The organism is Pseudomonas sp. MF08875, assembly GCF_059862525.1.
Genome location: NZ_JCBCUW010000010.1, coordinates 37,566 through 63,366 on the forward strand (window position 1 = coordinate 37,566; position 25,801 = coordinate 63,366).

General features: G+C 64.2%; 16 protein-coding genes. 11 read left to right on the forward strand and 5 right to left on the reverse strand.

From position 1 onward, the window contains the following. Window positions 1-72: 72 nt before the first annotated feature. A complete protein-coding gene (locus AC19YT_RS07925; protein WP_500610054.1) occupies window positions 73-2,142 on the forward strand; it encodes an AsmA family protein in 2,070 nt (689 codons plus the stop codon). 242 nt (window positions 2,143-2,384) lie between these two features. Here AC19YT_RS07925 and AC19YT_RS07930 read toward each other — a convergent pair whose 3' ends face one another. Continuing rightward, window positions 2,385-2,918, reverse strand: coding sequence for a ferritin-like domain-containing protein (locus AC19YT_RS07930; RefSeq protein ID WP_095109573.1), 534 nt, complete (start codon window positions 2,916-2,918; stop codon window positions 2,385-2,387). 220 nt (window positions 2,919-3,138) lie between these two features. On the opposite strand from AC19YT_RS07930, the gene AC19YT_RS07935 reads away from it, so the two are divergent. Then, window positions 3,139-4,029: an esterase/lipase family protein gene (locus tag AC19YT_RS07935; RefSeq protein ID WP_095109572.1), complete on the forward strand. Its 891-nt coding sequence runs from the start codon at window positions 3,139-3,141 to the stop codon at window positions 4,027-4,029. Here the strand turns inward: AC19YT_RS07935 and AC19YT_RS07940 are convergent. Next, window positions 4,026-4,913 (reverse strand): DMT family transporter, encoded by an 888-nt coding sequence (locus tag AC19YT_RS07940; RefSeq protein ID WP_500610055.1) that lies wholly within the window; start codon window positions 4,911-4,913, stop codon window positions 4,026-4,028. The genes AC19YT_RS07935 and AC19YT_RS07940 overlap by 4 nt on opposite strands. Window positions 4,914-5,009: 96 nt before the next feature. Between AC19YT_RS07940 and AC19YT_RS07945 the strand changes: the two genes are divergently transcribed. The 8 genes from AC19YT_RS07945 to AC19YT_RS07980 all read left to right on the forward strand — a co-directional run bounded on the left by AC19YT_RS07945 (window position 5,010) and on the right by AC19YT_RS07980 (window position 21,504). Next, window positions 5,010-5,789 (forward strand): AraC family transcriptional regulator, encoded by a 780-nt coding sequence (locus tag AC19YT_RS07945; RefSeq protein WP_095109571.1) that lies wholly within the window; start codon window positions 5,010-5,012, stop codon window positions 5,787-5,789. Between the two features lie 71 nt (window positions 5,790-5,860). Next, complete coding sequence (locus AC19YT_RS07950) at window positions 5,861-6,151, forward strand: PsiF family protein (protein WP_095109570.1); 291 nt, start codon at window positions 5,861-5,863, stop codon at window positions 6,149-6,151. 317 nt (window positions 6,152-6,468) lie between these two features. Beyond that, on the forward strand, window positions 6,469-8,169 hold the full coding sequence (locus AC19YT_RS07955) for a ShlB/FhaC/HecB family hemolysin secretion/activation protein (RefSeq protein ID WP_095109569.1): 1,701 nt from the start codon (window positions 6,469-6,471) through the stop codon (window positions 8,167-8,169). Between the two features lie 22 nt (window positions 8,170-8,191). Further along, complete coding sequence (locus AC19YT_RS07960) at window positions 8,192-17,812, forward strand: hemagglutinin repeat-containing protein (protein WP_500610056.1); 9,621 nt, start codon at window positions 8,192-8,194, stop codon at window positions 17,810-17,812. Next, window positions 17,809-18,606 carry a hypothetical protein gene (locus AC19YT_RS07965; protein ID WP_500610057.1) on the forward strand — a complete coding sequence of 266 codons (798 nt, stop codon included), beginning with the start codon at window positions 17,809-17,811 and terminating at the stop codon, window positions 18,604-18,606. The genes AC19YT_RS07960 and AC19YT_RS07965 overlap by 4 nt, the downstream gene beginning before the upstream one ends. A 276-nt stretch (window positions 18,607-18,882) precedes the next feature. Next, entirely contained in the window at window positions 18,883-20,313 is a 1,431-nt protein-coding gene (locus AC19YT_RS07970) for a cytochrome ubiquinol oxidase subunit I (protein ID WP_095109566.1), read from the forward strand. Window positions 20,314-20,316: 3 nt separating this feature from the next. After that, complete coding sequence (gene cydB / locus AC19YT_RS07975) at window positions 20,317-21,324, forward strand: cytochrome d ubiquinol oxidase subunit II (protein ID WP_095109565.1); 1,008 nt, start codon at window positions 20,317-20,319, stop codon at window positions 21,322-21,324. 12 nt (window positions 21,325-21,336) lie between these two features. Beyond that, entirely contained in the window at window positions 21,337-21,504 is a 168-nt protein-coding gene (locus AC19YT_RS07980) for a DUF2474 domain-containing protein (RefSeq protein WP_095109564.1), read from the forward strand. A gap of 352 nt (window positions 21,505-21,856) precedes the next feature. On the opposite strand, the gene AC19YT_RS07985 is transcribed toward AC19YT_RS07980, so the two are convergent. Next, a complete protein-coding gene (locus tag AC19YT_RS07985; RefSeq protein ID WP_095109699.1) occupies window positions 21,857-22,981 on the reverse strand; it encodes a methyltransferase in 1,125 nt (374 codons plus the stop codon). Window positions 22,982-23,177: 196 nt separating this feature from the next. Beyond that, on the reverse strand, window positions 23,178-23,888 hold the full coding sequence (locus tag AC19YT_RS07990) for a LuxR family transcriptional regulator (RefSeq protein ID WP_095109563.1): 711 nt from the start codon (window positions 23,886-23,888) through the stop codon (window positions 23,178-23,180). Between the two features lie 411 nt (window positions 23,889-24,299). Here AC19YT_RS07990 and AC19YT_RS07995 point away from each other — a divergent pair, with 411 nt between their 5' ends. Continuing rightward, window positions 24,300-25,076 carry a ferredoxin--NADP reductase gene (locus tag AC19YT_RS07995; RefSeq protein WP_095109562.1) on the forward strand — a complete coding sequence of 259 codons (777 nt, stop codon included), beginning with the start codon at window positions 24,300-24,302 and terminating at the stop codon, window positions 25,074-25,076. Between the two features lie 180 nt (window positions 25,077-25,256). On the opposite strand, the gene mscL is transcribed toward AC19YT_RS07995, so the two are convergent. Then, entirely contained in the window at window positions 25,257-25,670 is a 414-nt protein-coding gene (gene mscL, locus AC19YT_RS08000; RefSeq protein WP_095109561.1) for a large-conductance mechanosensitive channel protein MscL, read from the reverse strand. Between the last annotated feature and the right edge of the window lie 131 nt (window positions 25,671-25,801).

Genomic DNA, 25,801 nt, shown 5'->3' on the forward strand with positions numbered 1-25,801 from the left:
GTGATTCTTCGCCTACTGTTCCTCATGGGCGCCAGCTTCCGGGCGTTCCGTTGTCATCAGGAGAAGTGTGCAATGACGCGCCCCCGCAAGTTTGTCCTCTGGAGCCTTTCCACCCTGCTACTGCTGCTGGCGGTGCTGGTGCTGGTTATCGCGTTTTTTGACTGGAACCGCATCAAGCCGTCCCTCAACGCCAAGGTGTCCGAAGAGTTGCACCGGGCGTTCGCCATCAACGGCAACCTGGCGGTGGTGTGGCAGCGCGAGCCCGACGAAGGCGGCTGGCGCGCCTGGGTGCCGTGGCCCCACGTGATCGCCGAAGACCTGACCCTGGGCAACCCGGATTGGTCAAAAAACGCACAGATGGTCAGCCTCAAACGGGTGGAGTTGCGTCTCTCACCCCTGGCATTGCTGGCGCAACGGGTGAGCATCCCGCGTATCGACCTCACCGAGCCCAACGCCGCCCTCGAACGCCTGGCCGATGGCCGCGCCAACTGGACCTTCACCTTCGACCCGAAAACCCCCGACGCCGAACCCTCCAACTGGGTGGTGGACATCGGCGCCATCGGGTTCGACAAAGGCCACGTCACCCTCAACGACCAGAGCTTGAACACCCGCCTCGACCTGCTGATCGACCCATTGGGCAAGCCCATCGCCTTCAGCGAGATCGTCGGCGACAAAACCGCGAAGAAGGCCAGCGCCCAGGGCGCCACACCCCAGGACTACGCCTTCGCCTTGAAGGTCAAGGGCACCTACCGCAACCAGCCCTTGAGCGGTGCGGGCAAGGTCGGCGGCCTGCTGGCGCTGCAAGACGCGGCGCGCCCGTTCCCCTTGCAGGCCCAGGTCAAGGTGGCTGACACCCGCATCGAGCTGGCCGGCACCCTGACCGACCCGCTAAACCTGGGGGCGCTGGATTTGCGCCTGAAACTGGCCGGCAACAGCCTGGCCACCCTCTACCCGTTGACCGGCGTGACCCTGCCGGATTCGCCGCCCTACGCCACCGACGGCCACCTCAGCGCCAAGCTGCGCGAGCCGGGCGGTGCGGTGTTCCGCTACCAGGGCTTCAACGGCAAGATCGGCAACAGCGATATCCATGGCGACCTGGCCTACGTCGCCAGCACGCCACGGCCCAAGCTCAGCGGCGCGCTGGTGTCCAACCAGCTGTTGATGGACGACCTCGCGCCGCTGATCGGCGCCGACTCCAACGCCGAACAAAAGGCCCGCGGGGCGGCGAGCAAGCCACCGCCGACCAAGGTGCTGCCGGTGGAAGAATTTCGCACCGAGCGCTGGGCGGTGATGGACGCCGATGTGGAGTTCACCGGCAAACGCATCGTCCACAGCGCCGAGTTGCCCTTTACCGACCTCTATACCCACCTGATCCTCGACGCCGGGCAACTGCGCCTCGAACCCCTGCGCTTTGGCGTGGCGGGCGGCAAGCTCGACGCGCAGATCCGCCTCGACGGCCGCGCCACGCCGCTGCAAGGGCGGGCCAGGCTGACGGCGCGCAATTTCAAACTCAAACAGTTGTTCCCCACCTTCGAGCCGATGAAAACCAGCTTCGGCGAACTCAACGGCGACGCCGATATCGCCGGCACCGGCAACTCGGTAGCGGCCCTGCTGGGCAGCGCCAACGGCGACCTGAAAATGCTTATCAACGATGGCGCCATCAGCCGCGAACTGATGGAACTGGCCGGGCTTAACGTGGGCAACTACGTGGTGGGGAAAATCTTTGGCGACAAGGAGGTGAAGATCAATTGCGCGGCGGCGGATGTCGGCATCAAGACGGGCCTGGCGACCACGCGCCTGTTCGTCTTCGACACCGAGAACGCGATTATCTACATCGACGGCACGGCGAACATGGCCAGCGAGCAACTGGACCTGACCATCAGCCCGGAGTCCAAGGGCCTGCGCCTGTTTTCCCTGCGCTCGCCGCTGTACGTGCGTGGCCCGTTCATCAAGCCTGCGGCGGGGGTCAAGGCTGTGCCGTTGATGCTGCGTGGCGCGGGGATGGTGGCGTTGGGCGTGATCGCCGGCCCGGCCGCGGGCCTGCTGGCCCTGGTCGCCCCCAGCGGCGGCGAACCCAACCAATGCGCGCCGTTGCTGGAACAGATGAAAGCGGGCAAGGCGCCGAAGACGGTGAAAGGCTAATCAAGCCAAGGGGAGCTGGCGCCAAATGTGGGAGCTACTGTCTTACGGTTACCCTTCGTCACCGCCACTCAGTGCTGTCATCGCGAGCAGCCTGCTCGCGATGACAGCACTCCAAGTGCCAGAAGTGCGTCGCCTGTCCCGGCCTCATCGCGGGCAAGGCCCGCTCCCACAGGGGAACTGCGCCCAATTGAGGGTTGAGGGTTTGCCCTCAACGCTCAGGATCTCTCGCGGGGAGAGGGGCATCAGAGGTCTTTGAGGATGTCCGCCATGTCGTCGGCGTGTTCTTCTTCCTGGGCGAGGATGTCTTCCAGGATGCGGCGGGTGGTGGAGTCTTGGTCGCCGATGAACTGGATCATTTCCCGGTAGCTGTCGATGGCGATGCGTTCGGCCACCAGGTCTTCGTAGACCATTTCCTTGAGGGTGTTGCCGGCCACGTACTGGGCGTGGGAGTGCTTGGACAGCAGGTCCGGGTTGAACTCCGGCTCGCCCCCCAGTTGCACGATGCGTTCGGCCAGTGTGTCGGCGTGTTGGGCTTCCTGGGTCGCGTGTTCGAGGAACTCGTCGGCGGCGACGCTGGCCTTCAGGCCGCTGGCCATGAAGTAGTGGCGCTTGTAGCGCAGTACACACACCAGCTCTGTGGCCAGGGCCTCGTTGAGCAGGCGCAGCACTTCTTCGCGGTCGGCGGTGTAGCTGTGCGTCACCGCACCCTCTTCGACATGCTGGCGCGCACGCTGGCGCAGGGTGGCGACGTCGGTTAACTGATGCACATTGCTCATCTCAATCTCCTGGAGGCTAATCCGTGCGCCACGTTCTAGGGCCGTGATCGCAAAAGGGGTTACCTAGGTTGTGAGTCATGGGCGGGGCGAAAAGTTTTATCGGATATGGGCCAAGATCCTGAGCCTGCGTGGGATTTGTCATATACAAACGTGATCCTTGCCCTTGGCCCGGCCCTTGCGTCTAGGATGGGCACTTTGCGTGAACCCAAGGAGGCCGCCCATGCCCAGCCCACTCGCTCCCCGTTATCCGCTGGTCCTGGTCCCCGGGATGCTCGGGTTTGTCCGCTTGCTGCTGTACCCCTACTGGTACGGCATCCTCGGCGCGCTGCGCCGGGGCGGGGCGACGGTGTTTGCGGTGCAGGTGTCGCCGCTCAACAGCAGCGAGGTGCGCGGCGAGCAATTGCTGGCGCAGGTCGAGCGGATCTTGCAGCAAACCGGCGCCGCCAAGGTCAACCTCATCGGCCACAGCCAAGGCGCGCTCACAGCCCGCTATGCGGCGGCCAAGCGCCCGGATTGGGTGGCCTCGGTGACCTCGGTGGCCGGCCCCAACCACGGCTCGGAGCTGGCCGACTACCTGCAACGCCACTACCCGGCCGACAGCGTCAAGGGGCGCTTGCTCAGTGCGCTGCTGCGCGGCATTGGTGCGTTGATGAGCCTGCTGGAAACCGGCTACCGCGGGCCGAAACTGCCGGTGGACGTCCACGCCTCGCACCAATCCTTGACCTGCGAAGGGGTGGCGCTGTTCAACCGCCAGTACCCCCAAGGCCTGCCCGACACCTGGGGCGGGCAGGGCGCCGAGGAGGTCAACGGCGTGCGCTATTACTCCTGGTCCGGCACTCTGCAACCGGGCAAAACCGACCGCGGGCGCAACCTGTTCGACGGCACCAACCGCTCCTGCCGGCTATTTGCCAAGACCTTCGTGCGCGAGGCCGGGCATTGCGACGGCATGGTCGGGCGCTACAGCTCCCACCTGGGCACGGTGATTGGCGACGACTACCCGTTGGATCACTTCGACATCGTCAACCAATCCCTGGGCCTGGTGGGCAAGGGCGCCGAGCCGATCCGCCTGTTCGTCGAGCATGCCCAACGCCTGCACCTGGCCGGCCTTTAGGCCAGGGCGCGGCGCACCCGCAGCTCGGTGGTCCAGCGCTCGGAGACGATCACCCCGCCCAGGGTCAGCAAACCGCCCACCAGGTGGAACAGCGCCAATTGCTCATGCAGCACCACGGCGGCAATCAGCGCGGTAATCAGCGGCAGCAGGTTGAAAAACAGCGTGGTGCGGCTCGGGCCCAGGCGGATCACCGCTTGCATCCAGGCCAGCGGCGCCAGCATCGAGGCCAGCAGGCAGGCGTACAGCACCAGGGGGATATTGCCGGCGTTGAGCCCGGTTTTGTCCCCGGCCCAATACAGTGGGAACAGCACCACCACCGCCACCAGAACCTGCAAATACAGCAGCACCAGCGGCGGCAGGCGCAATTGCCATTTTTTCAGCAGGGTGCTGTAGACCGCGTAGGCCAGGGTGGCCACCAGCATCATCGCGTCGCCCAGGTTGATGCCCTGTTGCAGCAGCACATCGAGGCTGCCGGACGACACCACCACCAACACCCCGGCGAACGACAACAGCGCCCCCGCCAGGGCACCGGCCGTGAGGCGCTGGCCAAGGCTGGCAATGGCCATCGCCAGGGACATCAGCGGCATCAGCGACAAAATGATGCCCATGTTGGTGGCCGTGGTCAGGGCCGCGGCGAAGTACGCCAGGCTCTGGTACACCGCCATGCCCAGCACGCCCAGTACGGCGATTTTGGCCAAGTTGGGGCGGATCGTCGGCCAATGGGCGAAAACCTGCTTGAGCATGAACGGCGTGAACAGCAGGGCGGCGAGCAACCAGCGGTAGAAACCGATCTCGGCGGGAAAAATCGCCCCCACGGCGAGTTTGTTGATGACCGTGTTCCCGGCCCAGATAAAAATTGCCAATAACGGAAAAGCGTATTGCATCGGGTCAACCATAAGCGTGATGAGGGGCGATTATCCGCCTGTCCGGTTGCGCGCCTATACTCGCAACCGGACAACCCGCCCCTGGAACCGGACAGCATGCGTAAAAAGCCCATTGATGTACTCCACCTGCGTGGCCTGCCGTCGCCGGTGTACTTTCGCTACGCCGACTTCGCTGCCCACAGCCATGCCCTGGCGCACCGCCACCCCTGGGGCACCCTGGAATATTCGGCCCACGGCGTGATGCACATGCAGATCGGCGGCCAGCGCTTCATGTCGCCGCCGCACTACGCCTTGTGGGTGCCGCCGCACACCGAACACAGCTTCCACAGCAGCCAGCCCATTGCCTACCGCGCCGTATGCCTGGCCCCGGCGCTGTGCCAGGACCTGCCGGCGCAGGCCTGCACCCTGGCCATCAGCGACATCCTCAAGGCGATCCTCAAAGACTTCGCCGCCCGCGACGTGCAAATCCCCGAACGCCCCGCCGACGTGCGTTTGGCCCAGGTGCTGGTGGACCAATTGCAGCAAGCCCCGGTGCACACCGCTTACCTGCCCTACGCCAGCGGCCCGCTGCTAAGCCAGGTGCTGCGCGCCTTGCTCGCGGACCCGGCGGACAACCGGCCGCTGGCCGAGTGGGCCGCCGGGGTGCACGTCAGCGAACGCACCCTGGCGCGCCAGTGCGTGCGCGAGTTGGGCATGAGCTTTGGCGAGTGGCGCTTGCGGGCACGGTTTCTGGCGGCCCTGGAGGCGCTGGACAGTGCCCGCAGCATCCAGGAAGTGGCGTTCGACATGGGCTACAGCAGCGCTTCGGCGTTTATCGCGATGTTCCAGCGCCAGGCCGGGTGCACGCCCCAGCAGTACCGGTTGCAGAGCCGGTGAAGGTGTAACGGCGTTTGTCTACACTGCCAGGGAGGCCGCGCTCCTTGCTGCGGCGACCAGGAGAAAACGCCATGAAGATGCTGCATGTCCCTTTGTTGATGATGGGTTTGCTGCTGTGCTCCCAGGGGTTTGCCGCCACCGCGCAGCAAAACAAAATGACCACGTGCAACGCCGAGGCCAGCGCCAAGACCCTCAAGGGCGACGAGCGCAAAGCCTTCATGAGCACCTGCCTCAAAGCCGCCCCCGCCGCGGCCGCCACACCTCAGGAACGGATGAAAACCTGCAATGCCACCGCCACCACCCAGGCCCTCAAGGGCGATGCGCGCAAAGCCTTCATGAGCGAGTGCCTGAAGAAAAAATAACCCTAAGGGCAGCCTTGCCCCGGCCTGCATGAACCCTGTGTTTTCTGTGGGAGTGGGCCGGGCAAGCCCACTCCCACAGGGGCGCTGTTTTCCCTCCGTATGGCCACTTCCTCCTCCCTCTCTGGCGCTCAGTAATGGCACGCCATGATGGCACTCGTATTGGCAACTGCCGTTCGTCACCTTTTTGCAACCATTTGTAAATGTAGGAATCTTTACCACTTAAGATGCCCGCCGATTCAGTCGGGCGATTTGCATTTGCATTGCCCCGATACTCACGCCGGCATTCGCCGCAGTTAGCCATTCAAGGGAATGAAGGCATGTCACGTTTTGGCATTACGCACGTATTGGCTTGTTGTGCGGTGTTTACCTCCCTGGCCCAGGCCGCTCCGTTCCAGACGCCCGGTGACCGCGACCTGATTCGCGACCGCCAGCAGCAATTGCTGCAAGAGCAACAAAAGCGCCTCGACGAGCTCCAGCAGTTGCCCGGCAAGACTTTGCCCACCCCCGTGCCGGAAAAAACCGACGACGAGCGCTGCTTCCAGATCAATGCCATCGAGCTCGACGGTGCCCAGCACCTCGACGCCAACGCCCGTGCGCAACTGCTCAAGCCCTACCAGGACCAATGCCTGTCGGTGGGGCAGATCAACGCCTTGCTCAAAGCCGTGACCCACCACTACCTGGAACGGGGTTTTGTCACCACCCGCGCCTACCTGCCGCAGCAAGACCTGGCCGGTGGTGTGCTGAAAATAGTGGTAGTCGAAGGGCGCCTCGAAGGCCTCGACAGTTCCGCCCTGGCCAGCCCCCGCGAGTTGGCCATGACCTTCCCCGGCAAGACCGGCGAATTGCTCAACCTGCGTGAACTGGAACAACTGGTGGACCAGCTCAGCCGCTTGCCCTCGCGCCAGGCGCAGCTGGAGCTGGCCCCGGGCGAGCAGGTCGGGGGCAGCCGCATTGGCCTCAAGGGTGAGCGCAGCAAGCCCTGGCACGCCTCGGCCACGCGCCACAACGACGGCGACCGCAGCACCGGCCAGCAGCAGATGGGCGTGGGCCTGGACTGGGACAGCCCCCTGGGCCTGGCCGACCAATTGAGCCTGCGCGCCGGCCAGGACGCGGTCAGCGACCACTGGCGCCATTCCGATAACCAGAGCCTCTACTACAGCGTTCCCTACGGCTGGTGGACCTTCAATTACGCCTACAGCCAGAGCTACTACCGCACCCGCAGCGAACTGCAGGGCATGGATTTCGGCTTCGACGGCACCAGCAAGAACCACGCCCTGCGCGCCGAACGGGTGCTGCACCGCGATGACGTCAGCAAAACCGCCATGACCTTGGGCCTGAGCAACCTGCGCACGCGCAATTATTTTGAAGATGACTTGATCGGCATCTCCAGCACGCGCATCACCGAAACCCAGCTCAGCTTCAACCACGGCCGGCGTATCGGTACCGCGTTCGTCAACCTCGATGCCGGTTGGCAGCAGGGCATCGGTGCGCTGGACGCCCAGCGCGACAGCAGCCACCACGAACCACAGTCGCGCTACAACAAATACAGCCTGACCCTGAGCTACTTGCAGCCCTTCCAGCTATGGGGCGAGAACTTCAGCTTCGACAGCCTGGCCACCGGCCAGCGCAGTGAAGATGAACTGTTCAGTGCCCAGCGCATCAGCCTGGGCGGGGTCAGCTCGGTGCGCGGCTTCCAGGATCAGACCCTCTCGGGCGACAGCGGCGGCTACTGGCGCAACCAGTTGCGCTGGCGCCGGGCCGTGACCTGGCAGCCGCTGCTGCCGCTGGTCAACGAATACGGCGTGGCGTTTGCCTACGACGTTGGTGTGATCGAGGGGCGCAACCTGTCCCCCGAGGCGCGCGAAGTACATGGCCGCATGAGCGGCAACGCCCTGGAGTTCAACGCCCGGGGCAAGTACCTGGCCACTTCCGTGAGCTTCGCCCGCTCGCTGGAACGGCCCGGCATTATCGAAAAACGTGAGCGTCCGGTGTATTTCCGGGTCGACCTGTTTTTCTGACACCTGAAAGGAAGACCCGCACATGGAAGTCCGCAACCCGCTGTCTCAATGCATTGCCCTGACCCTGGCCTCGGTTGTGTTCCTCAACCCGTTAGTGGTCGTGGCCGCCGGCCTCACCGTGGACGCGGCAGCGGGCGGCAATACCAGCATTGGCCAGGCGGGCAACGGCGTGCCGGTCATCAACATCAACGGCGCCAACGGCAGCGGCTTGTCCCACAACAAGTTCACCGACTACAACGTCGGCGCCAACGGCGTGATCCTCAACAACGCCACCGGCAAGTTGCAGAACACCCAACTGGGCGGAATCATCCTGGGCAACGGCAACCTCAAGGGCCAGGCCGCCAAAGTCATCCTCAACGAAGTCACCGGCGGCGGGCGCAGCCAATTGGGCGGCTACACCGAAGTGGCCGGGCAGGCGGCCCGCGTCATTGTCGCCAACCCCCACGGCATCACGTGCAGCGGTTGCGGCTTTATCAACACCCCGCGCGCCACCCTGACCACCGGTAAACCGGTGATCGAAGGCCAACGCCTGGACCGCTTTGAAGTGGACGGCGGCGACATCAGCATCGAAGGCGCCGGCCTGGACGCCAGCGACCTCGACCAGTTCGACCTGATTACCCGCAGCGCCAAGCTCAACGCCAATATCTACGCCAAAAACCTCAACGTGGTCACCGGGCGCAACGACGTCAAGGCCGACGACCTGAGCACCAGCGCCCGCGCCGACGACGCCAGCGCCAAGCCGGAACTGGCCATCGACAGCTCCGCCCTGGGTGGCATGTACGCCGGGGCGATTCGCCTGGTGGGCACGGAAAAAGGCGTGGGCGTGCGCCTGGCCGGGGACATGGCCGCCAGCACCGGCGACATCCAGATCGACGCCAGCGGCAAGGTCAGCATGGCCGGCGCCAGCGCCAACCAGGCCATTGCCGTCAACGCCCAAGGGCTGGACATGCAGGGCAAGGTCTACGCCGGCAGCGAAGTGCGCATCACCAGCCGCGGTGATGTGACGGTGAACAAAAGCCTCGCCGCCCGCGACAAGATCAGCGTGGCCAGCACCGGCCAAGTCACCAACAAAGGCATCGTCGAAGCCGGCGTGAATGCGGACAACAGCCGCAACCTGCTGGGCGACGTCACCCTCGACGCCAAGCAGGTGGCCAACAGCGGCCAACTGATCGCCAACCGCACCCTGCAAGTGCAGGCCAGCGAGCTGCTGGACAACCAGAACGGCATCGTCCAGGGCGTCAACGTGGGCCTGACCACGGCACGCCTGGTCAACCAGGGCGCGGACGCCCGGGTGCTCGGCACCTCGACCCTGCTCCTGCTGACCCCGGCCATCGTCAACCTGGGCGGCTTGATCCGCTTCGCCGACGGCCAGGCCACCACCCTCAACCTCGACAGCCTGGACAACAGCGGCGGGCGCCTGGAACTGGCCGGGGCGGACCTGGAGCTCAACGCCAAGCAACTGAACAACCAACGCGGCTCGGTGATTGCCGACCAACTGCACATCACCGCCCAGCGCCTCGACAACCAGGGCGGTTTGATCGCCTCCAGCGTCGGCCAGAACAGCCTCAAGGTCAGCGGCCAACTCAACAACAATGGCGGCGTGCTGCAAGCCCAGAGCCTGGTGGACGCCAACACCGGGGAGCTGCTTAACGTCGGCGGCAAAGTGGTGGCCGACCAGTTGAAACTCACCGCGCAACGCCTGGACAACCGCCAGAACGGCCTGCTCAGCGCGGAGAAAGGCAGCCTGACGCTGACCCTCGCCCACGACCTGAACAACCAGGCCGGGCGCATCCAGGCCAGTGAAAACCTGACCCTGGACGCGGCCAGCATCGCCAACAATGGCGGCACCCTGGTTGGCCGACAACTGACCGTCACCAGCCAAGGCGCGCTGAACAACCAGGGCGGCAAGATCGGCGCCGAGCAATTGGTGCTCAAGGCCCAAGACCTGGACAACCGCCAAGGCGTGCTGCAAGGCACCACCAGCGCCAGCCTCACCGCGCGCGACCTGAACAACCTGCAAGGCAACATCAACGCCGGCACCCTCACCGCCCACCTCGACAGCCTCAGCCAGAACGCCGAGGGTGTGCTCAGTGCCGAAACCGGCACCCTGACGCTGGTGGTGCAAAACGACCTGAACAACGCCAGCGGCCACCTGCAAGCCAAGGCCGGCGACGTGGACCTGCGCAGCGCCGGCCTGAACAACCAGCAAGGCGTGGTGGTGGGCAAGCAACTGCTGCTGACCCACGGCGGCCTGCTGGATAACCGCGGCGGGCGCGTGGTGGGCGATCAACTGAGCCTCGGCGCCGGGCGCATCGACAACAGCGCCAACGGCCAACTGCTGGCCGGCGCGGGCGGTGCCCTGGTCAACACCGGGCAGTTACTCAACAACCTGGGCCGGGTGCAAAGCGACGGCCATTTGCAAGTCAACAACGGCGCCATCGACAACCATGGCGGCGTGCTGCTGGGCAACAGCCTGGGCCTGAACGTCGCCAGCCTGGACAACAGCGCCCAAGGCTCGCTGATCGCCACGGGCGGCGCGATTGAACTGGCGGTGGCCGGCGTGCTCAACAACGCCCTGGGCCTGATCGACGCCGGCGACCACGCCTTGCGCGTCAGCCAAGTCACCTCGCTGGACAACCAGGGCGGCACCCTCGCCGGCAAACGCCTGCAAGTGCAGGGCACGGTTGTGGATAACCGCAAAGGCCAACTGCTCTCGGGCATCGATGGCTTGAACCTCACCGCCAGCGCTGTGGATAACCGCGAAGGCCTGGTGCTGGCGCAGGGCAGTGCGGCCGCGTTGGTGCTCAGCCAGGGCAGCCTCGACAACCGGGGCGGCGCGGTGCAGGGCGACAGCGTCGAGGTGCTCGCCGCCTCGCTGGACAACAGCGCCCTCGCGGGCAAGGCCGGGTTGCTCAACGCCCAGGCCGGGGCCTTGAAACTGGTGGTCGATACGCTCACCAACCAGGCCGGGCGCCTTTACGCCAAAGGCCTGCTCAGCGTCAGCGGGCAACTGCTGGACAACCGCGCCGGCGGCGAAGTCAGCGCCAACAGCCTGAACCTCAACGCCCTCACCACCTACAACCAGAACGGCTTGATCGAATCGGCCGGCAACCTGCTGCTCACCGGCACCCGCCTGGACAACAGCGGCGGGCGCATGCGCGCTTTGGGCGGCGACCTGAGCCAGATCCTGCTCACCGATACCCTGAACAACCAGGGCGGCTCCATCGGCGTTATCAGCCAGGGCCTGACCCTCAAGGCCGGGGCCATGAACAACGTCGCCGGCAGTGTCGAGCACGCCGGCAGCGGCCTGCTCAAGGCCGAACTGGCCAGCCTCGCCGGCACCGGGGGCCGCCTCACGGGCCTGGGCAGCGGTGATTTCGACATCGGCGCCATCGACGGCGCCGGGCAACTGCAAGTCAACGGCGCGCTGGACGTGGCCGTGGGCGGCAACCTCAACCTGCTGGCCGGCGATCGCATCGCCAGCGCCAGCAACCTGACCCTGGGCGCCACCACCCTGAACAACGGCGGCGAAGTGCTCAGCGACGGCGACCTGAACCTGGCCCTGGGCGGCGACCTGAACAACAGCGGCCTGATTTCGGCGGCCAAAGCCGTGAGCATCACGGCGGGCAACCTGGTGCAGAACGGCGGGCGCATCGCCAGCACCGGCGCCACCACCCTCAACCTGCGCGGCAGCCTGGACAACCTCGGGCGTCTGGTCGCCGGGCAGAACCTGCTGGTGCACGCCACCCAGGTCAACAACCGCGGCACCCTCGGCGCCATGGGCCAACTGGACATCTTCGCCGGCAACGGCATCAGCACCGGCGCCGACACCCTGATCTACAGCGGCGCCGACATGAACCTGCGCGGCGCCAGCCTGAGCAACTTCTACGGCGACATCTACAGCAAGGGCAACCTGAGCTTCGCCGGCCTCGACGGCGGCCAGGCGCAAAGCCTGAGCAACCGTTCGGCGAACATCGAAAGCGAAGGCGACATGACCCTCAACGTCGCCAGCCTGGAAAACCGCAAAGACGTGTTCGAGATGGGCGAATCCCTGGTCAGCCGGCGCATCGACATCAACTGCACCGACTGCTCCGGCAAGCACCACACCGCGACGTTCATCGTCAACAGCACCTACCAGGGCAAAGTCATCAAGGACTCGGCGGGCGCGCGCCTGATCGCCGGGCGTGACCTGTTCATCACCGCCGGTACCGTGGAAAACAAACAAAGCCTGCTGGCCGCCAACCGCGATGCCTTCGTCAAAGCGGCGAATTTCTACAACCGTGGCGCCACCCTCGACCAGCGTGTGGAAAGCACCACCTACTTCCTTCATGGCGTGAAACAGGGCGACTTCCGCTGGGCCGAATCCCAGACCCACCTGTGGAACAGCCGCAACGCCGCCAGCGCCCCCGACCAGCAGGAAGCGCTGCCGGTTGCCGTAACCCAGTACCCGCAGATCGGCCAGAGCAGCGTGGTGCACCCGGGTACGCAAACCGCCTACACCTCCACCCTGCAATCGGGCCGCGTGCTTAACCTGGATGTGAGCGGCAACCTGGAAAACGGCACCCTCAGCACCCAGGCCTTCGCCCAACTCACCGGCCAGGCCCTGACCGACACCGTCGGCCTGGTAGGCGGCCAGACCCTCACCGTCAATGCCCTGGGCAGCGGCGGCGCCAACCAAGTGGCGGCGGATGTACGCCGCGTCGAGCGGGTCAATGCCGACGGCAGCACCGTGGTCAGCTTCGTGCCCGTGGACTTTGCCGGCGTACCCTTTGTCGCTGTAGACCCCACCGCCCTGGCCAACTATCGCCTGCCCCAAGGCGAATACGGCCTGTTCGTGCGCAACCAGGACCCGGCCAGCCGCTACCTGATCGAAACCAACCCGAGCCTGACCAACCTGTCCAAGTTCATCAGCTCCGACTACCTGTTCGGCTTGATGGGCTACAACGACGACCGCGCCTGGCGCCGCCTCGGCGATGGCCTCTACGAAACCCGCCTGATCCGCGAAGCGGTGCTGGCACAGACCGGGCAACGCTTCCTCGCGGCCGGCCTGACCAGCGATTTGGAGCAGTACCAATACCTGATGGACAACGCCATCGCCTCCAAGGACCCACTGCAACTGAGCCTGGGCGTGGCCCTGAGTGCCCAGCAGGTCGCGGCGCTGACCCACGACATCGTGTGGATGGAAAACCGCCAGGTGCAGGGCCAGAACGTGTTGGTGCCGGTGCTCTACCTGGCCCAGGCCGAATCGCGCAACCTGCGCGGTGGCAGCCTGATCCAGGCCCGCGACATCAACCTGATGGCCGGCAACGACCTGACCAACGTCGGCACCCTGCGCGCCAGCAACGACCTCAGCGCGCAAGCGGGGCGCAACCTCTACCAGGGCGGTTTGGCCCAGGCCGGCGAGCGCGTCAGCCTGTTGGCCCAGGACAGCATCCGCAACGCCTTGGGCGGTGAAGTGCGCGGCAACCGCGTTGACGTCGCCACGGTCAAGGGCGATGTGGTCAACGAACGTGCGGCCATGCAAGTGCTGTACGGTTCCGGCTCGCGCACTAACTTGGACCAGGGCGGCCTTATCAGCGCCCGCGAGCAACTCAACGTCAGCGCCGGGCGCGACCTGAGCAATAGCGCCCAACTGCACAGCGACGGCAACGCCAGCCTCAATGCCGGGCGCGACGTGGAGCTGTTGGCGGTGCAAGACCACACCTTCACCCAGAGCGCCATCCGCCGTGGCCTGATTACCAACGACACGGTGAAAACCCTCGGTTCCAGCGTCACCACCGGGGGCGACCTAGCGGTCAACGCCGGGCGCGACATGGCCATCGTCGCCAGCCAGGTGAAGGCGGGCCACGACATGGCTCTCAACGCCGGCAACGACATCGCCATCGTCTCGGGCCAGGACGAACAAAGCTCGACCTTCTACCAGAAGAAAAAAGGCTCCTGGGGCAAGAGCAAAACCACCCAGAGCGCCGACTCGTCCACCACCAACGTCGCTTCGCAGATCGAGGCCGGGCATGACCTGACGGTCAACGTCACGCAAGACAAGGAAGGGCGCATCAGCCTCAACGGCGGGCGCGATGTCACCGTCGCCGGCAGCCAGCTCAAGGCTGGCAATGACTTGCTGGTGGGCGGCGTGCGCGACGTCAGCCTGGTGTCGGCGCAAGAACAGGCCGACAGCAGCTACAGCATGAAGAAAAAGGGCAGTTTCGGCCTGAGCAAAAGCGGCAACAGCTCAAGCGCCAGCAGCGTTACCCAGGTGGGTAGCGAGCTGAGCGCTGGCAACGATGCGGTGCTGGTGGCCGGCGGTAACGTCAACCTGTCTGCCAGCCGTGTGAGCGCCAAGCGTGACGCCGAACTGCGCGCCGGGATGATCGACAAGAACGGCGACATCAACCTGATGGACGCGGCCAACGAGTCCACTAGCCACAGCGAAAAATACAAAAGCAAAGTGGGTTTCAGCACCTCCGGCAACTTCATCTCCATCGCCTCGGCGAAGAAATCCGGCCAGGAAAACCTGCAAAGCCAAAGCGTTGGCAGCCAGGTCAGCGGGGGGCGCGACACCACCCTGCAAAGTGCCCGCGATGTGAACATGATCGGCAGCACGGCCCAGGCCGGGCGCGACTTGCAGGTCAATGGCGGGCGCGACGTCAACGTGCTGGCCGGCAGCAACAGCCAGGACCAGAGCCACTGGAGTTCCAAGAAACAGACCGGGCTGTCCCTGGAAAGCGACCGCAACGGCTTCACCGCGTTTGCCGGGCGTGAAGCGCTCAAAGAGAAATCCCGCGACGCCCAACAAACGGTCGCGCCGAGCCAACTGCTGGCCGGCCAGGACGTCAATGTGCGCGGCGGCCGCGACGTCACCCTGGAAGGTGCCAACGTGGATGCCGGGCGCGATATCAACCTGCACGCCGCCCGCGATATCCATGTGGATTCGGCCGACGAAACCTTCATCCAGGAACGCAGCAAAACCCGCGACCGCAATGGCCTGACCGTCAACGTCAGCCACAACTACGGCAACACCATGGACGCCATCAAAGGCACCGGCAAAGGCGAGGACAACGTCAGCAAGGCCTCCAGCGTGCTGAGCACCGTGGACGCCATCAACCAGTTCACCTCCGGCCCCACCAGCGCCACGCACTTTGGCTCGGCCAGCCAGGGCACCCGCTCGCGCCAGGAAATCCGCGACAACGTGCCGTCGACATTGGGCGCCGGGCGTGACATCAACGCCGTCGCCGGCAACGACCTGAGCGTGCGCGGCAGCCAGTTCGAGGCCGGGCGCGACATCACCCTGGTGGGCAAGAACGTCACCCTCGACGTGGCCCGTGGCACCGTCAACGAAGAAAGCCAGACCACCCGCAGCCAGGGCGGCATCAACGGCCAGAGCGGCGGCGGCAGTGCCCGCGCGGGTATCGGCGGCAGCAACGGCGTGGCCAGCGAAGAAAGCAGCCAAGGCACCTCCAACCCCACCGTGCTGCTCTCGGGGCGCGACACCAACCTTGAAGCGCTGGACGACCTGACCCTGGTCGGCACCCAAGTCATCGCCGGGCGCGACATCGACCTGCGCGCCGGCAAAGACCTGACCATCCGCGCCGCGCAGAACGATTCGAGCAGCGAGTCGACCCGCCGCAGCGGCGGTGGTGAAGTGGGCCTGGCCCTGGGCGGCAAGGACTTCATCGCCGTCTACGCCAGCGTCGACATGGGCAAGGGCAAACTGGAACGCGAAACCGAGAAACAGCAGACCGCCTACCTCTACGCCGGTGACCAGTTGCGTTTTACCAGCGGCAAGGACACCACCATCGCTGGCGCTAACCTGCGCGGCAACGAAGTGCTCGGTCGGGTCGGCGGCGACCTGCTGGTATCGTCGGTGCCCGACACCGGCAAAGTCAGCGGCAAGCAACTGGACGTCAGCGTCACCGTCAGCATCGGCCTGGCCGGTGGCGGCGGGGTCAGCGGTTCGGTGGGCGCGGGCAAGACCACCGGCAAGACCAACTGGGTCGAGCAGCAAACCAGCATCACCGGCAAGAACGGCGTGGACATCCGCACCGAAAACCACACCCAACTCGACGGCGCGCTGATCGCGGCCGACAACGGCAAGCTCAAGCTCGACACCAACACCCTGGGCGTGCGCGACATCAACGGCAGCGACAAAGAGCACAGCTACTACGTCAATGTCGGCGGCGCCTTTGGCTGGGGCGCGGGCGGCGGCGAGGGTGGCGCCCAGGCGACCACCGGCAAGCAAGTGGCCTTCACCAACGACAAGACCCTCAGCGGTGCGCCGAAGGAAGGCTTCAACGGCTGGAGCGTCAGCGGCTACAACTACCGCAAAGACCGCGAGCAAGATGTGCGCGCCACCGTCGGCGCCGGCAACCTCATCGTGCGCAACGACGCCAAGACCGGCCAGGACTCCACCGTGGGCCTGAACCGCGACGTGACCAAGGCCTACGAAATCACCCGCGACAAGGAAAAACGCACCGAACTGTACGTCAGCGAATCGTCCCTGCAGGCCGTGGCCAACCCCAAGGCCACCCTGGGCAAGTGGAAGCAGGGCCTGCAGGACTACGGCAAGAACAGCTCGGACCTGTTCAAACACTACGGCGACCTGACCAAGGCTGCCGAGCAAGCCCTGGAAGAAAACCCGGCTATCGCACCCTTGGCGTGGATCCCCGGCGTGATGCAAGGGGCCATGGACAAAACCTCCTACGCCACCCTCGGGCTGATGCCCGGTGTGGTCAGCCATGGCGGCGTGGTGACCCAGTTGCCGGTGTTGCTCAGCGGCGACATGAGCTTCTACCGCACCCAGTTGTTCTACCAAATGGACGACAAGGGCCAGGTCAAGGTCGACGCCGACGGCAAGCCGATGCTGGACATGAACAAGACCACCTACGACATGATCCTGCGCCCCGAAGGCTCCGGGCCTATCGCCACCAACGGCATCCAGAACGCCTTTGAGGCGGCGCTGGTCAACGGCGGCATGCAGACCGGCCACGACCAGTTCACCCAGGCCTACAACCCGGAACACGGCATGCTCGGCGACCTGCTGGAGTCGGCATGGGACGTGACCCTGGGCGGCGTCAAGCGCTCGGGCAACGCCCAGCAATTGCACGAGTTCTACCAGGCCGGTATCGACCAGGGCTTCAAGCTCGACCTGGTGGGCCACAGCCAGGGAGCGCTGCTGACCTACCGTGGCATCGGTGGCCTGGACTTCGGCAACAGCGCCGGGGCCATCCAGCTCTCCGGCGCGCCGGTGTACGCCAACAGCTTCTACGACGCGGCCGAGCAAGCGGGTTTCAACATCAACGACAACAACGCGGTGTTCCAGGTCAACCGGCCGGATTCCAAGGTGTTCTTCGGCATGCTGCCGATGACCGACACCGTGTCCGACCTGCTGGGCGGCAACGCCCTCAACTCCAACGACCCGATCAGCCGCTTCCTCGGCGCATTGGTCACCACCTCCAGCCTGCTGGGCAAGGACAGCCCGCACTCCAACTACCTGTGCCAGGTGCGCTCGATGTGCCAGAACGGCGCCAGCCAGTTGCAGCAGGACTTCAAGAACAGCACCACCACCAACAAGGACGGCACCACCAAGAAAACCTACATCGTGCCGACCTTTATCGACCGCAACGGCAACTCCGGCGCCGCCCTTTGAGGCAACGCCTTTGGGCGCTGACGTTGCTGCCCGTGGCCCTGTGGGGCTGCGGGCAACCGCCGCTGGTGCGCGAGAACGACCGCCACCTGAGCCGCATGCTCTGTGAGGTGGGCGAGCAACGGGTGACCCTCAGCCCGCGCCTGGCCTACGACTTGCCCGGGCCCTTGCGCCACACGGCCTGCGGCACGCTCAAAAGCGGCTTCAACTACGACAAGCGCCGGGATGTGCTGTCGGTGAGCACGGCGGCCAGTTTTTCCGAGGGCAGCGCGGACGTGCTCGCGGCCTCGCTGTTTTTGGTGGTGGAAAGCCTGATGGACGGCCAGGAACCGGCGGCGCTGTACCCGCCCGAGGCGTTCTTGCAGGCCAAGTTGGCGGCCATGGACCTGACCCCCAGCAAGGCCCGGCCCGAGGCCATCGAGTGGCGCACGGTAGAAGGGCTGCACTGCCTGCGGTTCTTCGACCAGTGGCACAGCCCCGGCGGCGTTCGCGAGGAAGAACTGCGCTACTGGTGCTGGGAAAACCAAAGCGGCCTCAAACAACCCTTCCTCGTGCGCGCCGGCCAGCGCGTGGCCGAAGGTAAACCGGGGTTGAACCTGGACCGGGACATGCTCCAACCCTGGTTCCACAGCCTCACCCTCAACCGCCTCGCACCCCCGGCCCTGGCCCAGGCCAACGCCAAACTGCGCGTGGCTTGCGCCCAAGCCAAAAGCCGCTACGACCAAGGCCTGCCCTGGGGCGACGACTTTCCCGACAAACGCCTGGCCCGCATGCGTTTGCAGTACTGCGGGTATTGAGTGGGGCGCCTCACTCCAGCGCCGGCCCGGCACTGAGACAACCTGTCACGCGACAAAAGACCACGCCAGTGGCGGGCGCAAATGGGACTACTCTTTCCACGTTAATTGATCCAGATCAATTTCATTGCGAAATGGGTCTGGCGGCCCGCGAGCCGGAATCCCTGCGTTGCGATGCTTTTAATAGAACGAATCCGAATTCGCCGCACTCCATAACCGTGGGGGCAGTGGTTGCAGGCCCCTGGCCAGCAGCCGGTATTACCTGACAGAGGAAAGCTTATGTTCGGTTTGGAGGCGCTTGATCTCGCCCGAATCCAATTCGCGTTCACCATCTCGTTCCACATCCTGTTCCCGGCCATCACCATTGGCCTGGCGAGTTACCTGGCGGTGCTCGAAGGGTTGTGGCTCAAGACCGGCAACAACACCTACCGCGACCTCTACCATTTCTGGTCGAAGATCTTTGCCGTCAACTTCGGCATGGGTGTGGTGTCCGGGTTGGTCATGGCCTACCAGTTCGGCACCAACTGGAGCCGTTTCTCGGATTTTGCCGGCTCCATCACCGGGCCGCTGTTGACCTATGAAGTGCTCACGGCGTTCTTCCTGGAGGCGGGTTTCCTGGGGGTGATGCTGTTTGGCTGGAACAAGGTGGGGCGCAAGCTGCACTTTTTCGCCACAGTCATGGTTGCCATCGGCACGCTGATTTCCACCTTCTGGATTCTGGCCTCCAACAGTTGGATGCAGACGCCCCAGGGCTACGAAATCGTCAACGGCCAGGTGATCCCGGTGGATTGGCTGGCGGTGATTTTCAACCCGTCCTTCCCCTATCGCCTGATGCACATGGCCACAGCAGCGTTCGTCGCCACCGCGTTCTTCGTCGGCTCCTCGGCGGCCTGGCATTTGCTGCGCGGGCGCGACACCCCGGCGATCCGCACCATGCTGTCGATGGCCATGTGGATGGCCCTGCTGGTGGCGCCCATCCAAGCGGTGATCGGCGACTTTCACGGCCTCAACACCCTCAAGCACCAACCGGCGAAAATCGCCGCCATCGAGGGCCACTGGGAAAACCACGGCGACGAGCCGACGCCGCTGATCCTGTTCGGCTGGCCCGACATGAAGGCCGAAGAAACCAAGTACGCGGTGAAAATCCCCTACCTGGGCAGCCTGATCCTGACCCACTCGCTGGACAAACAGGTGCCGGCGCTCAAGGACTTCCCGCCCGAGGACCGGGCGAACTCGACCATTGTGTTCTGGTCGTTTCGCATCATGGTCGGCCTGGGCATGCTGATGATTTTCACCGGGTTGTGGAGCCTGTGGCTGCGCAAGCGTGACCGCCTCTATTCTTCGCGGCCGTTCTTGTACCTGACGTTGTGGATGGGCCCGTCCGGGTTGATCGCGATTCTGGCCGGGTGGTTCACCACCGAAATCGGCCGCCAGCCGTGGGTCATTTACGGGGTGATGCGCACCGCTGATGCGTCGTCCGGCCATAGCGTGATGCAGATGAGCATCACCCTGGTGCTGTTTGTGGTGGTGTATTTCGCGCTGTTCGGTGCAGGCCTGGGCTACATGATGCGCCTGGTGCGCAAAGGCCCGCTCATCGATGAAGGCGCCGAGCCGGCCCATGGTGGCCCCGGCCAGCAACGCACACCTGCCCGGCCACTGTCCGCCGCCGATGATGGCGAAGACGCCGACAGCTTGAACAAGGGGAATTGAGTCATGGGTATTGATCTTGCGCTGATCTGGGCCGTGATTATCATCTTCGGCATCATGATGTACGTGGTCATGGACGGTTTCGACCTGGGCATTGGCATCCTCTTTCCGTTCATCAAGGGCAAGAGCGACCGCGACGTGATGATGAACACCGTGGCGCCGGTCTGGGACGGCAACGAAACCTGGCTGGTACTCGGCGGCGCGGCGTTGTTCGGGGCCTTTCCGTTGGCCTACTCGGTGGTGCTGGAGGCTTTGTACCTGCCGTTGATCCTGATGCTGGTGGGGCTGATCTTCCGTGGCGTGGCCTTCGAGTTCCGCTTCAAGGCCAAGGACGACAAGCGCCACCTATGGGACAAGGCGTTCATTGGTGGTTCGATCACCGCCACCTTCTTCCAGGGCGTGGCACTGGGGGCGTTCATCGATGGCATTCCGGTGGTCAACCGCCAGTTCGCCGGCGGCTCGCTGGACTGGTTCACGCCGTTCACCCTGTTCTGCGGCCTTGCCCTGGTGGCGGCCTATGCCTTGCTCGGCTGCACCTGGCTGATTATGAAAACCGAAGGCAAGTTGCAGGAGCAGATGCACGACCTGGCCCGGCCATTGGCTTTCGTGGTGTTGGCGGTGATTGGCGTCGTCAGTATTTGGACGCCCCTGGCCCATCCGGAAATCGCTTCGCGCTGGTTCAGCCTGCCGAACCTGTTCTGGTTCCTGCCGGTGCCGATCCTGGTGTTGGTGACGATGTACGGGTTGGTGCGCGCCGTGGCCCGCAATGCCCACTACACGCCGTTCCTGCTGACCCTGGTGTTGATCTTCCTCGGCTACAGCGGCTTGGGTATCAGCCTGTGGCCCAACATCGTGCCGCCGTCCATCTCCATCTGGGACGCCGCCGCGCCGCCGCAAAGCCAGGGCTTCATGCTGGTGGGTACGCTGTTCATCATCCCGTTCATCCTGGGCTACACCTTCTGGAGCTACTACGTGTTCCGCGGCAAGGTCACCCACGAAGACGGCTATCACTAGAGGACTGGAACCATGGCTGACAAACCGGTTGCCCACAAACTCGCACACGAAGAACCCAAGCCGCTGTTGCAGCGCCTGGGCTGGCTGGCCCTGATCTGGACCGGCAGTGTGCTGGCCCTGTTCATCGTCGCCAGCCTGATGCGCCTGTTCATGAACGCGGCGGGCCTGTCCACCCACTGAGTGGCACGACTTCCCATCCCGTTGCCTTGCGGCACGGTTTTATAACCCTCCGTTGGAGGGTTTTTTTTGGGCCTGGGGAGGGGGCTGTCGATACCGCGGCCCACCTCTTGGATTGACCGTGTGTGGCTGCCCTGTGGGAGCCTGGTTTGCACAGATGTGCCGGGCATACCGACCTCATCGCGGGCAAGCCCGCTCCCACAGTTGAACGGTGGTGCGGGTGGGATTTTCATTTTCCTTTGTGGGAGCGAGCCTGCTCGCGATGGCCGCACGCAGTGGCGGCGACGAAGGCTAGGAGTAAGACAGTTGCTACCACACAAGCCTGCTTACACAGGGGTATTGATCGCCAGAGGGCTTAGCGCCGCGCCTTGAGGATGACGAACTTAGGCGTGGCGGCCACTTGCTCCACGCCGCGGAACAGGCGCGCCAGTTTGCTGTGATAGCCCAGGTGGCGGTTGCCGACTATATAGAGGGCGCCGCCGGGCACCAGGGCTTCGCGGGCCTGTTGGAACATACGCCAGGCAAGGAAGTCGCCCACCACTTGCTGCTGGTGGAAGGGTGGGTTGCACAGCACCACGTCCAGGGATTGGGGCGCCTGGCCAGCCAGCCCATCGCCGGGGTGGATGTTCACGTCGCGCTCGCCCAGGGCCGCGTGCCAGTTCTCGGTGGCCGATTGCACGGCCATGAACGACTCGTCCACCAGGGTGTAGTGGGCCTGCGGGTTGTTCAGGGCGCTGGCGATGGCCAGCACGCCGTTGCCGCAGCCCAGGTCGGCGACGCGGGCGGTGCCCAGGTTTTGGGGCAGGTGCGGCAAAAAAGCCCGGGTGCCGATATCCAGGCCCTCGCGGCAGAACACGTTGGCATGGTTGAGCAATTCGATGGCCGGTGCGTCGAGGCGGTAGCGGCTAGGGTAGGGCGAGGCGGCCACGGGTTTGGCTTGGTAGGTGGCCACCAGCAGGCGCGCCTTTTTCACCGCCAGCGAGGCCTGCACCGGGCCGATGTAGCGCTCCAGCAGGTCGCCGGCGGCGCGGGGCAGGTGCTTAATCATTGCCCCGGCAATCACCTCGGCGCCGGGGGCCAGTTGGCCTTGCAGGCGGATCAGTTGTTCTTCCAGCAGGGCCAGGGTCTTGGGCACGCGCACCAGCACGCGGTCGAACGGGCCTTGTACCGTGGCGCTGGCCGGCACCTGGGGCACGGCGTCGAAGGCCAAGCCATTGCGCACGAGGTTTTTTTCCAGGGCCTGTGCGGCGAGGAACGAGTCACCGCTGCTGCTGACCTGCACCCGCCCGGCCAGGCTGGCCGCGATTGCGCCGAAACTGTCGTTGAGCACCAGCACCCGAGTGCCCGCGCCGGGCTGTTGCTGGGCCAGGTGATTGAGCAGGTACTCATCGGCCGCATCGAATGCTTGTAGAGGTTCGTTGGGTTGCTCGGGCTGGCGGATCAGGTCGAGTTGGGCGAAGGGCGTTTCAAGCAGGGGCATGGCGCGGGGACTCTGGGTAATCAACGGGTAGCGGGCCATACAGGCTCTGCGGGACCGCCTGAGTGCACTTCGACGCGGCCGGCGGGCGGCGCGGCATCACTCAGAGGGGCGGCAAATGGTACGTTTTTTTTACTTGGATTACTCACTGGTTTATCGGTTGCCAAGGCCTGCGCGGGTGGGGCGTCTGGGCGATGGGTCAGAAGATGCCTTCCTTGACGGCCTTGACCACCGCCGACATTTTGTTGCTGGCCCCCATTTTTTTCACGGCGCTGCACATATGGAAATTCACCGTGCGCTCGGAAAGGCTCAGGATCGTCGCGATATCCGCTGCGGTTTTGCCGGCGGCGGCCCACTTCAGCACTTCGGCTTCCCGTAGGGAAAGTTTGCTCTCGGGGCGAAATCGACCTTCCATCACCAACTTCTGTGCAATGACTGAGTGCAGGGCATGGCACAGCCAGATCAGTTGGCCGGCCTTTTCATAGAGCTCGCCGGGGGTGATGGGTTGTTGGCTGCGCGCCAGGCTGAGCATGCTGAAAAAACCGCGGAAGTCATGCAGCGATTGCGACCAGCCATGGCACAGGCCAAAGCTCTGGGCTTCGCGCCACAAATGCGGTGAGTCGATGAAGGCCTGGTCGGTCCAGACAATCGGCAACACGGAATGGCTGCAATGCCGGACGATTGGATCGCTGTTTTGATAGTTGCTGGTTTCGTATTTTTTATTCCATTCGTTGGGGTAGTTATTAATCCTCAGGTTGTGTTGGTGATGCTCGGGGGAATGGGGGCTTATCGCAAATGCACAGTATTCGAATCCCATCTCTTGGGTCAGGTTGAGGGCGATATCGAATGTGGTCTGTATGTCGTTGCCTTGAGTCAGTCGGCGTAGTTGAGCTTCCTTCCAGATGACCATTGGTAACTCTCCATGCTTGGATACTCCGTGATGCGCGCCATGGAATCAGAGACGGCAGAAACGAGTGTAGGACAGCTGATATTTGGCTGTAGGAAATTTTTCGGTCTGGAAATTGTTACAGCCTGTCCGGTTTGATTCTTAGTGCATTCGCACTGATTCATCAGTGCAACAGTTGGATTACATGCTGTTCGACATTCAGTGGGGCATGTTTGGGTTTTATATCGGTTTGTGTGGTTAATCGTTTTTGCAGCGCTGGCTAAGTTAGGTAAAACGCGATAGCGGCATGTAGAAACAATCTATGGCGCCAGGGCGTGCTCGCCTTGGGAAGTGGCCCTATACCATTACGGTTTATCGGTGTTCTTGCACCGGGCTTTGCGGGACACTAGGCGCTCCTGCCCAGTGGAGTGCCCCATGACCGCCAGTGCCGAGAAGTTCACCCGCCAGACCCTGCTCGATGTCCAGCCCCTGACCGCCAACCTGTTTACCCTGCGTGCGAGCCGCGATGCGGGGTTTCGCTTTCGCGCCGGGCAGTTTGCGCGCCTGGGGGTGACCAAAGCCGATGGCACGACGGTGTGGCGCGCCTACTCCATGGCGTCCTCGCCCCACGATGAGTTCCTGGAGTTCTTTTCCATCGTAGTGCCGGGCGGCGAGTTCACCAGCGAGCTGAGCCGCTTGCAGGCCGGCGACACCCTGCTGGTAGAGCGCCAGGCCTTCGGTTTCTTGACCCTGGACCGCTTCGCCGATGGCCGCGACCTGTGGCTGCTGGCGACCGGCACCGGGATCGCGCCGTTTATGTCGGTGTTGCAGGACTTCGAGGCTTGGGAGCGCTTCGAGCGCATCATCCTCGTCTACAGCGTGCGCGAGGCGCGGGAGCTGGCGTATCAGGAACTGATCGCGGGGCTGGCCCAGCGCGACTACCTGGCCGAGTACGGCCACAAGTTGCAGTTCATCCCCATCGTCACCCGCGAACAGCACCCCGGCGCCCTCAATGGCCGCATCACCGACCTGATCGCCAACGGCGAGCTGGAGCGCGCGGCGGGTGTGACGCTGACGCCGGAGCATTCGCGGGTGATGTTGTGCGGTAACCCGCAAATGATCGAAGACACCCGCCACCTGCTCAAGCAGCGTGACATGCAACTGAGCCTGAGCCGTCGGCCAGGGCAGGTGGCGGTGGAGAACTATTGGTAGGGCACGTTGTGCTTGTGCGGGAGCGGGCGGGCCCGCTCCCACAATTGAACTGAAGCGTGGGTGGGGTTTTGATTTTTCCTCTGTGGGAGCGAGCCTGCTCGCGAGGGCGGCACTGAGTGGCGGTCGCGAATGGCAGGGGTAAGGCAGTTGCTCCCACAAGGTCGCCTTGAGCCGATGGGCTCAAGGCCGGTTTTGCTGGGCCTTGAGCAAGTCGCGGATTTCACTCAGCAACTCTTCTTCCTTGGTTGGCACCGGGGGCAGGCTCGGTGCCACGGCTTCTTCGCGCTTGAGGCGGTTGATGGCCTTGACGCCCATAAAGATGGCGAACGCCACGATGACGAAATCGATCACGCTCTGGATGAACTTGCCATAGGCCAGCACGACCGCCGGGATATCGCCCTGTGCTGCCTTGAGCGTGATCGCCAGGTCAGCGAAATCCACGCCACCGATCAGCAGGCCAATGGGTGGCATCACCACATCGCCGACAAAGGATGAAACGATTTTGCCGAAGGCGGCGCCGATGATAATACCCACGGCCATGTCCACCACATTGCCCTTGACCGCGAAGGCCTTGAACTCACTTATCACGCCCATAGGTTATTCCTTGATACAGATTGAATTGGTGAGCGCAGTGTAAGTCAGCAAAACGACTCCTGCATGAAACCGCTTTTTACAAAACGCCATATAACGGACACATCGATTTGCAGAAAGTTTGCAAGGTGCCG

Coding starts and splice junctions, on each gene's coding strand:
- AC19YT_RS07925 (WP_500610054.1), top strand. CDS start 73: ATGACGCGCCCCCGCAAGTTTGTCCTCTGGAGCCTTTCCACCCTGCTA.
- AC19YT_RS07930 (WP_095109573.1), bottom strand. CDS start 2,918: ATGAGCAATGTGCATCAGTTAACCGACGTCGCCACCCTGCGCCAGCGT.
- AC19YT_RS07935 (WP_095109572.1), top strand. CDS start 3,139: ATGCCCAGCCCACTCGCTCCCCGTTATCCGCTGGTCCTGGTCCCCGGG.
- AC19YT_RS07940 (WP_500610055.1), bottom strand. CDS start 4,913: ATGCAATACGCTTTTCCGTTATTGGCAATTTTTATCTGGGCCGGGAAC.
- AC19YT_RS07945 (WP_095109571.1), top strand. CDS start 5,010: ATGCGTAAAAAGCCCATTGATGTACTCCACCTGCGTGGCCTGCCGTCG.
- AC19YT_RS07950 (WP_095109570.1), top strand. CDS start 5,861: ATGAAGATGCTGCATGTCCCTTTGTTGATGATGGGTTTGCTGCTGTGC.
- AC19YT_RS07955 (WP_095109569.1), top strand. CDS start 6,469: ATGTCACGTTTTGGCATTACGCACGTATTGGCTTGTTGTGCGGTGTTT.
- AC19YT_RS07960 (WP_500610056.1), top strand. CDS start 8,192: ATGGAAGTCCGCAACCCGCTGTCTCAATGCATTGCCCTGACCCTGGCC.
- AC19YT_RS07970 (WP_095109566.1), top strand. CDS start 18,883: ATGTTCGGTTTGGAGGCGCTTGATCTCGCCCGAATCCAATTCGCGTTC.
- cydB (WP_095109565.1), top strand. CDS start 20,317: ATGGGTATTGATCTTGCGCTGATCTGGGCCGTGATTATCATCTTCGGC.
- AC19YT_RS07980 (WP_095109564.1), top strand. CDS start 21,337: ATGGCTGACAAACCGGTTGCCCACAAACTCGCACACGAAGAACCCAAG.
- AC19YT_RS07985 (WP_095109699.1), bottom strand. CDS start 22,981: ATGCCCCTGCTTGAAACGCCCTTCGCCCAACTCGACCTGATCCGCCAG.
- AC19YT_RS07990 (WP_095109563.1), bottom strand. CDS start 23,888: ATGGTCATCTGGAAGGAAGCTCAACTACGCCGACTGACTCAAGGCAAC.
- AC19YT_RS07995 (WP_095109562.1), top strand. CDS start 24,300: ATGACCGCCAGTGCCGAGAAGTTCACCCGCCAGACCCTGCTCGATGTC.
- mscL (WP_095109561.1), bottom strand. CDS start 25,670: ATGGGCGTGATAAGTGAGTTCAAGGCCTTCGCGGTCAAGGGCAATGTG.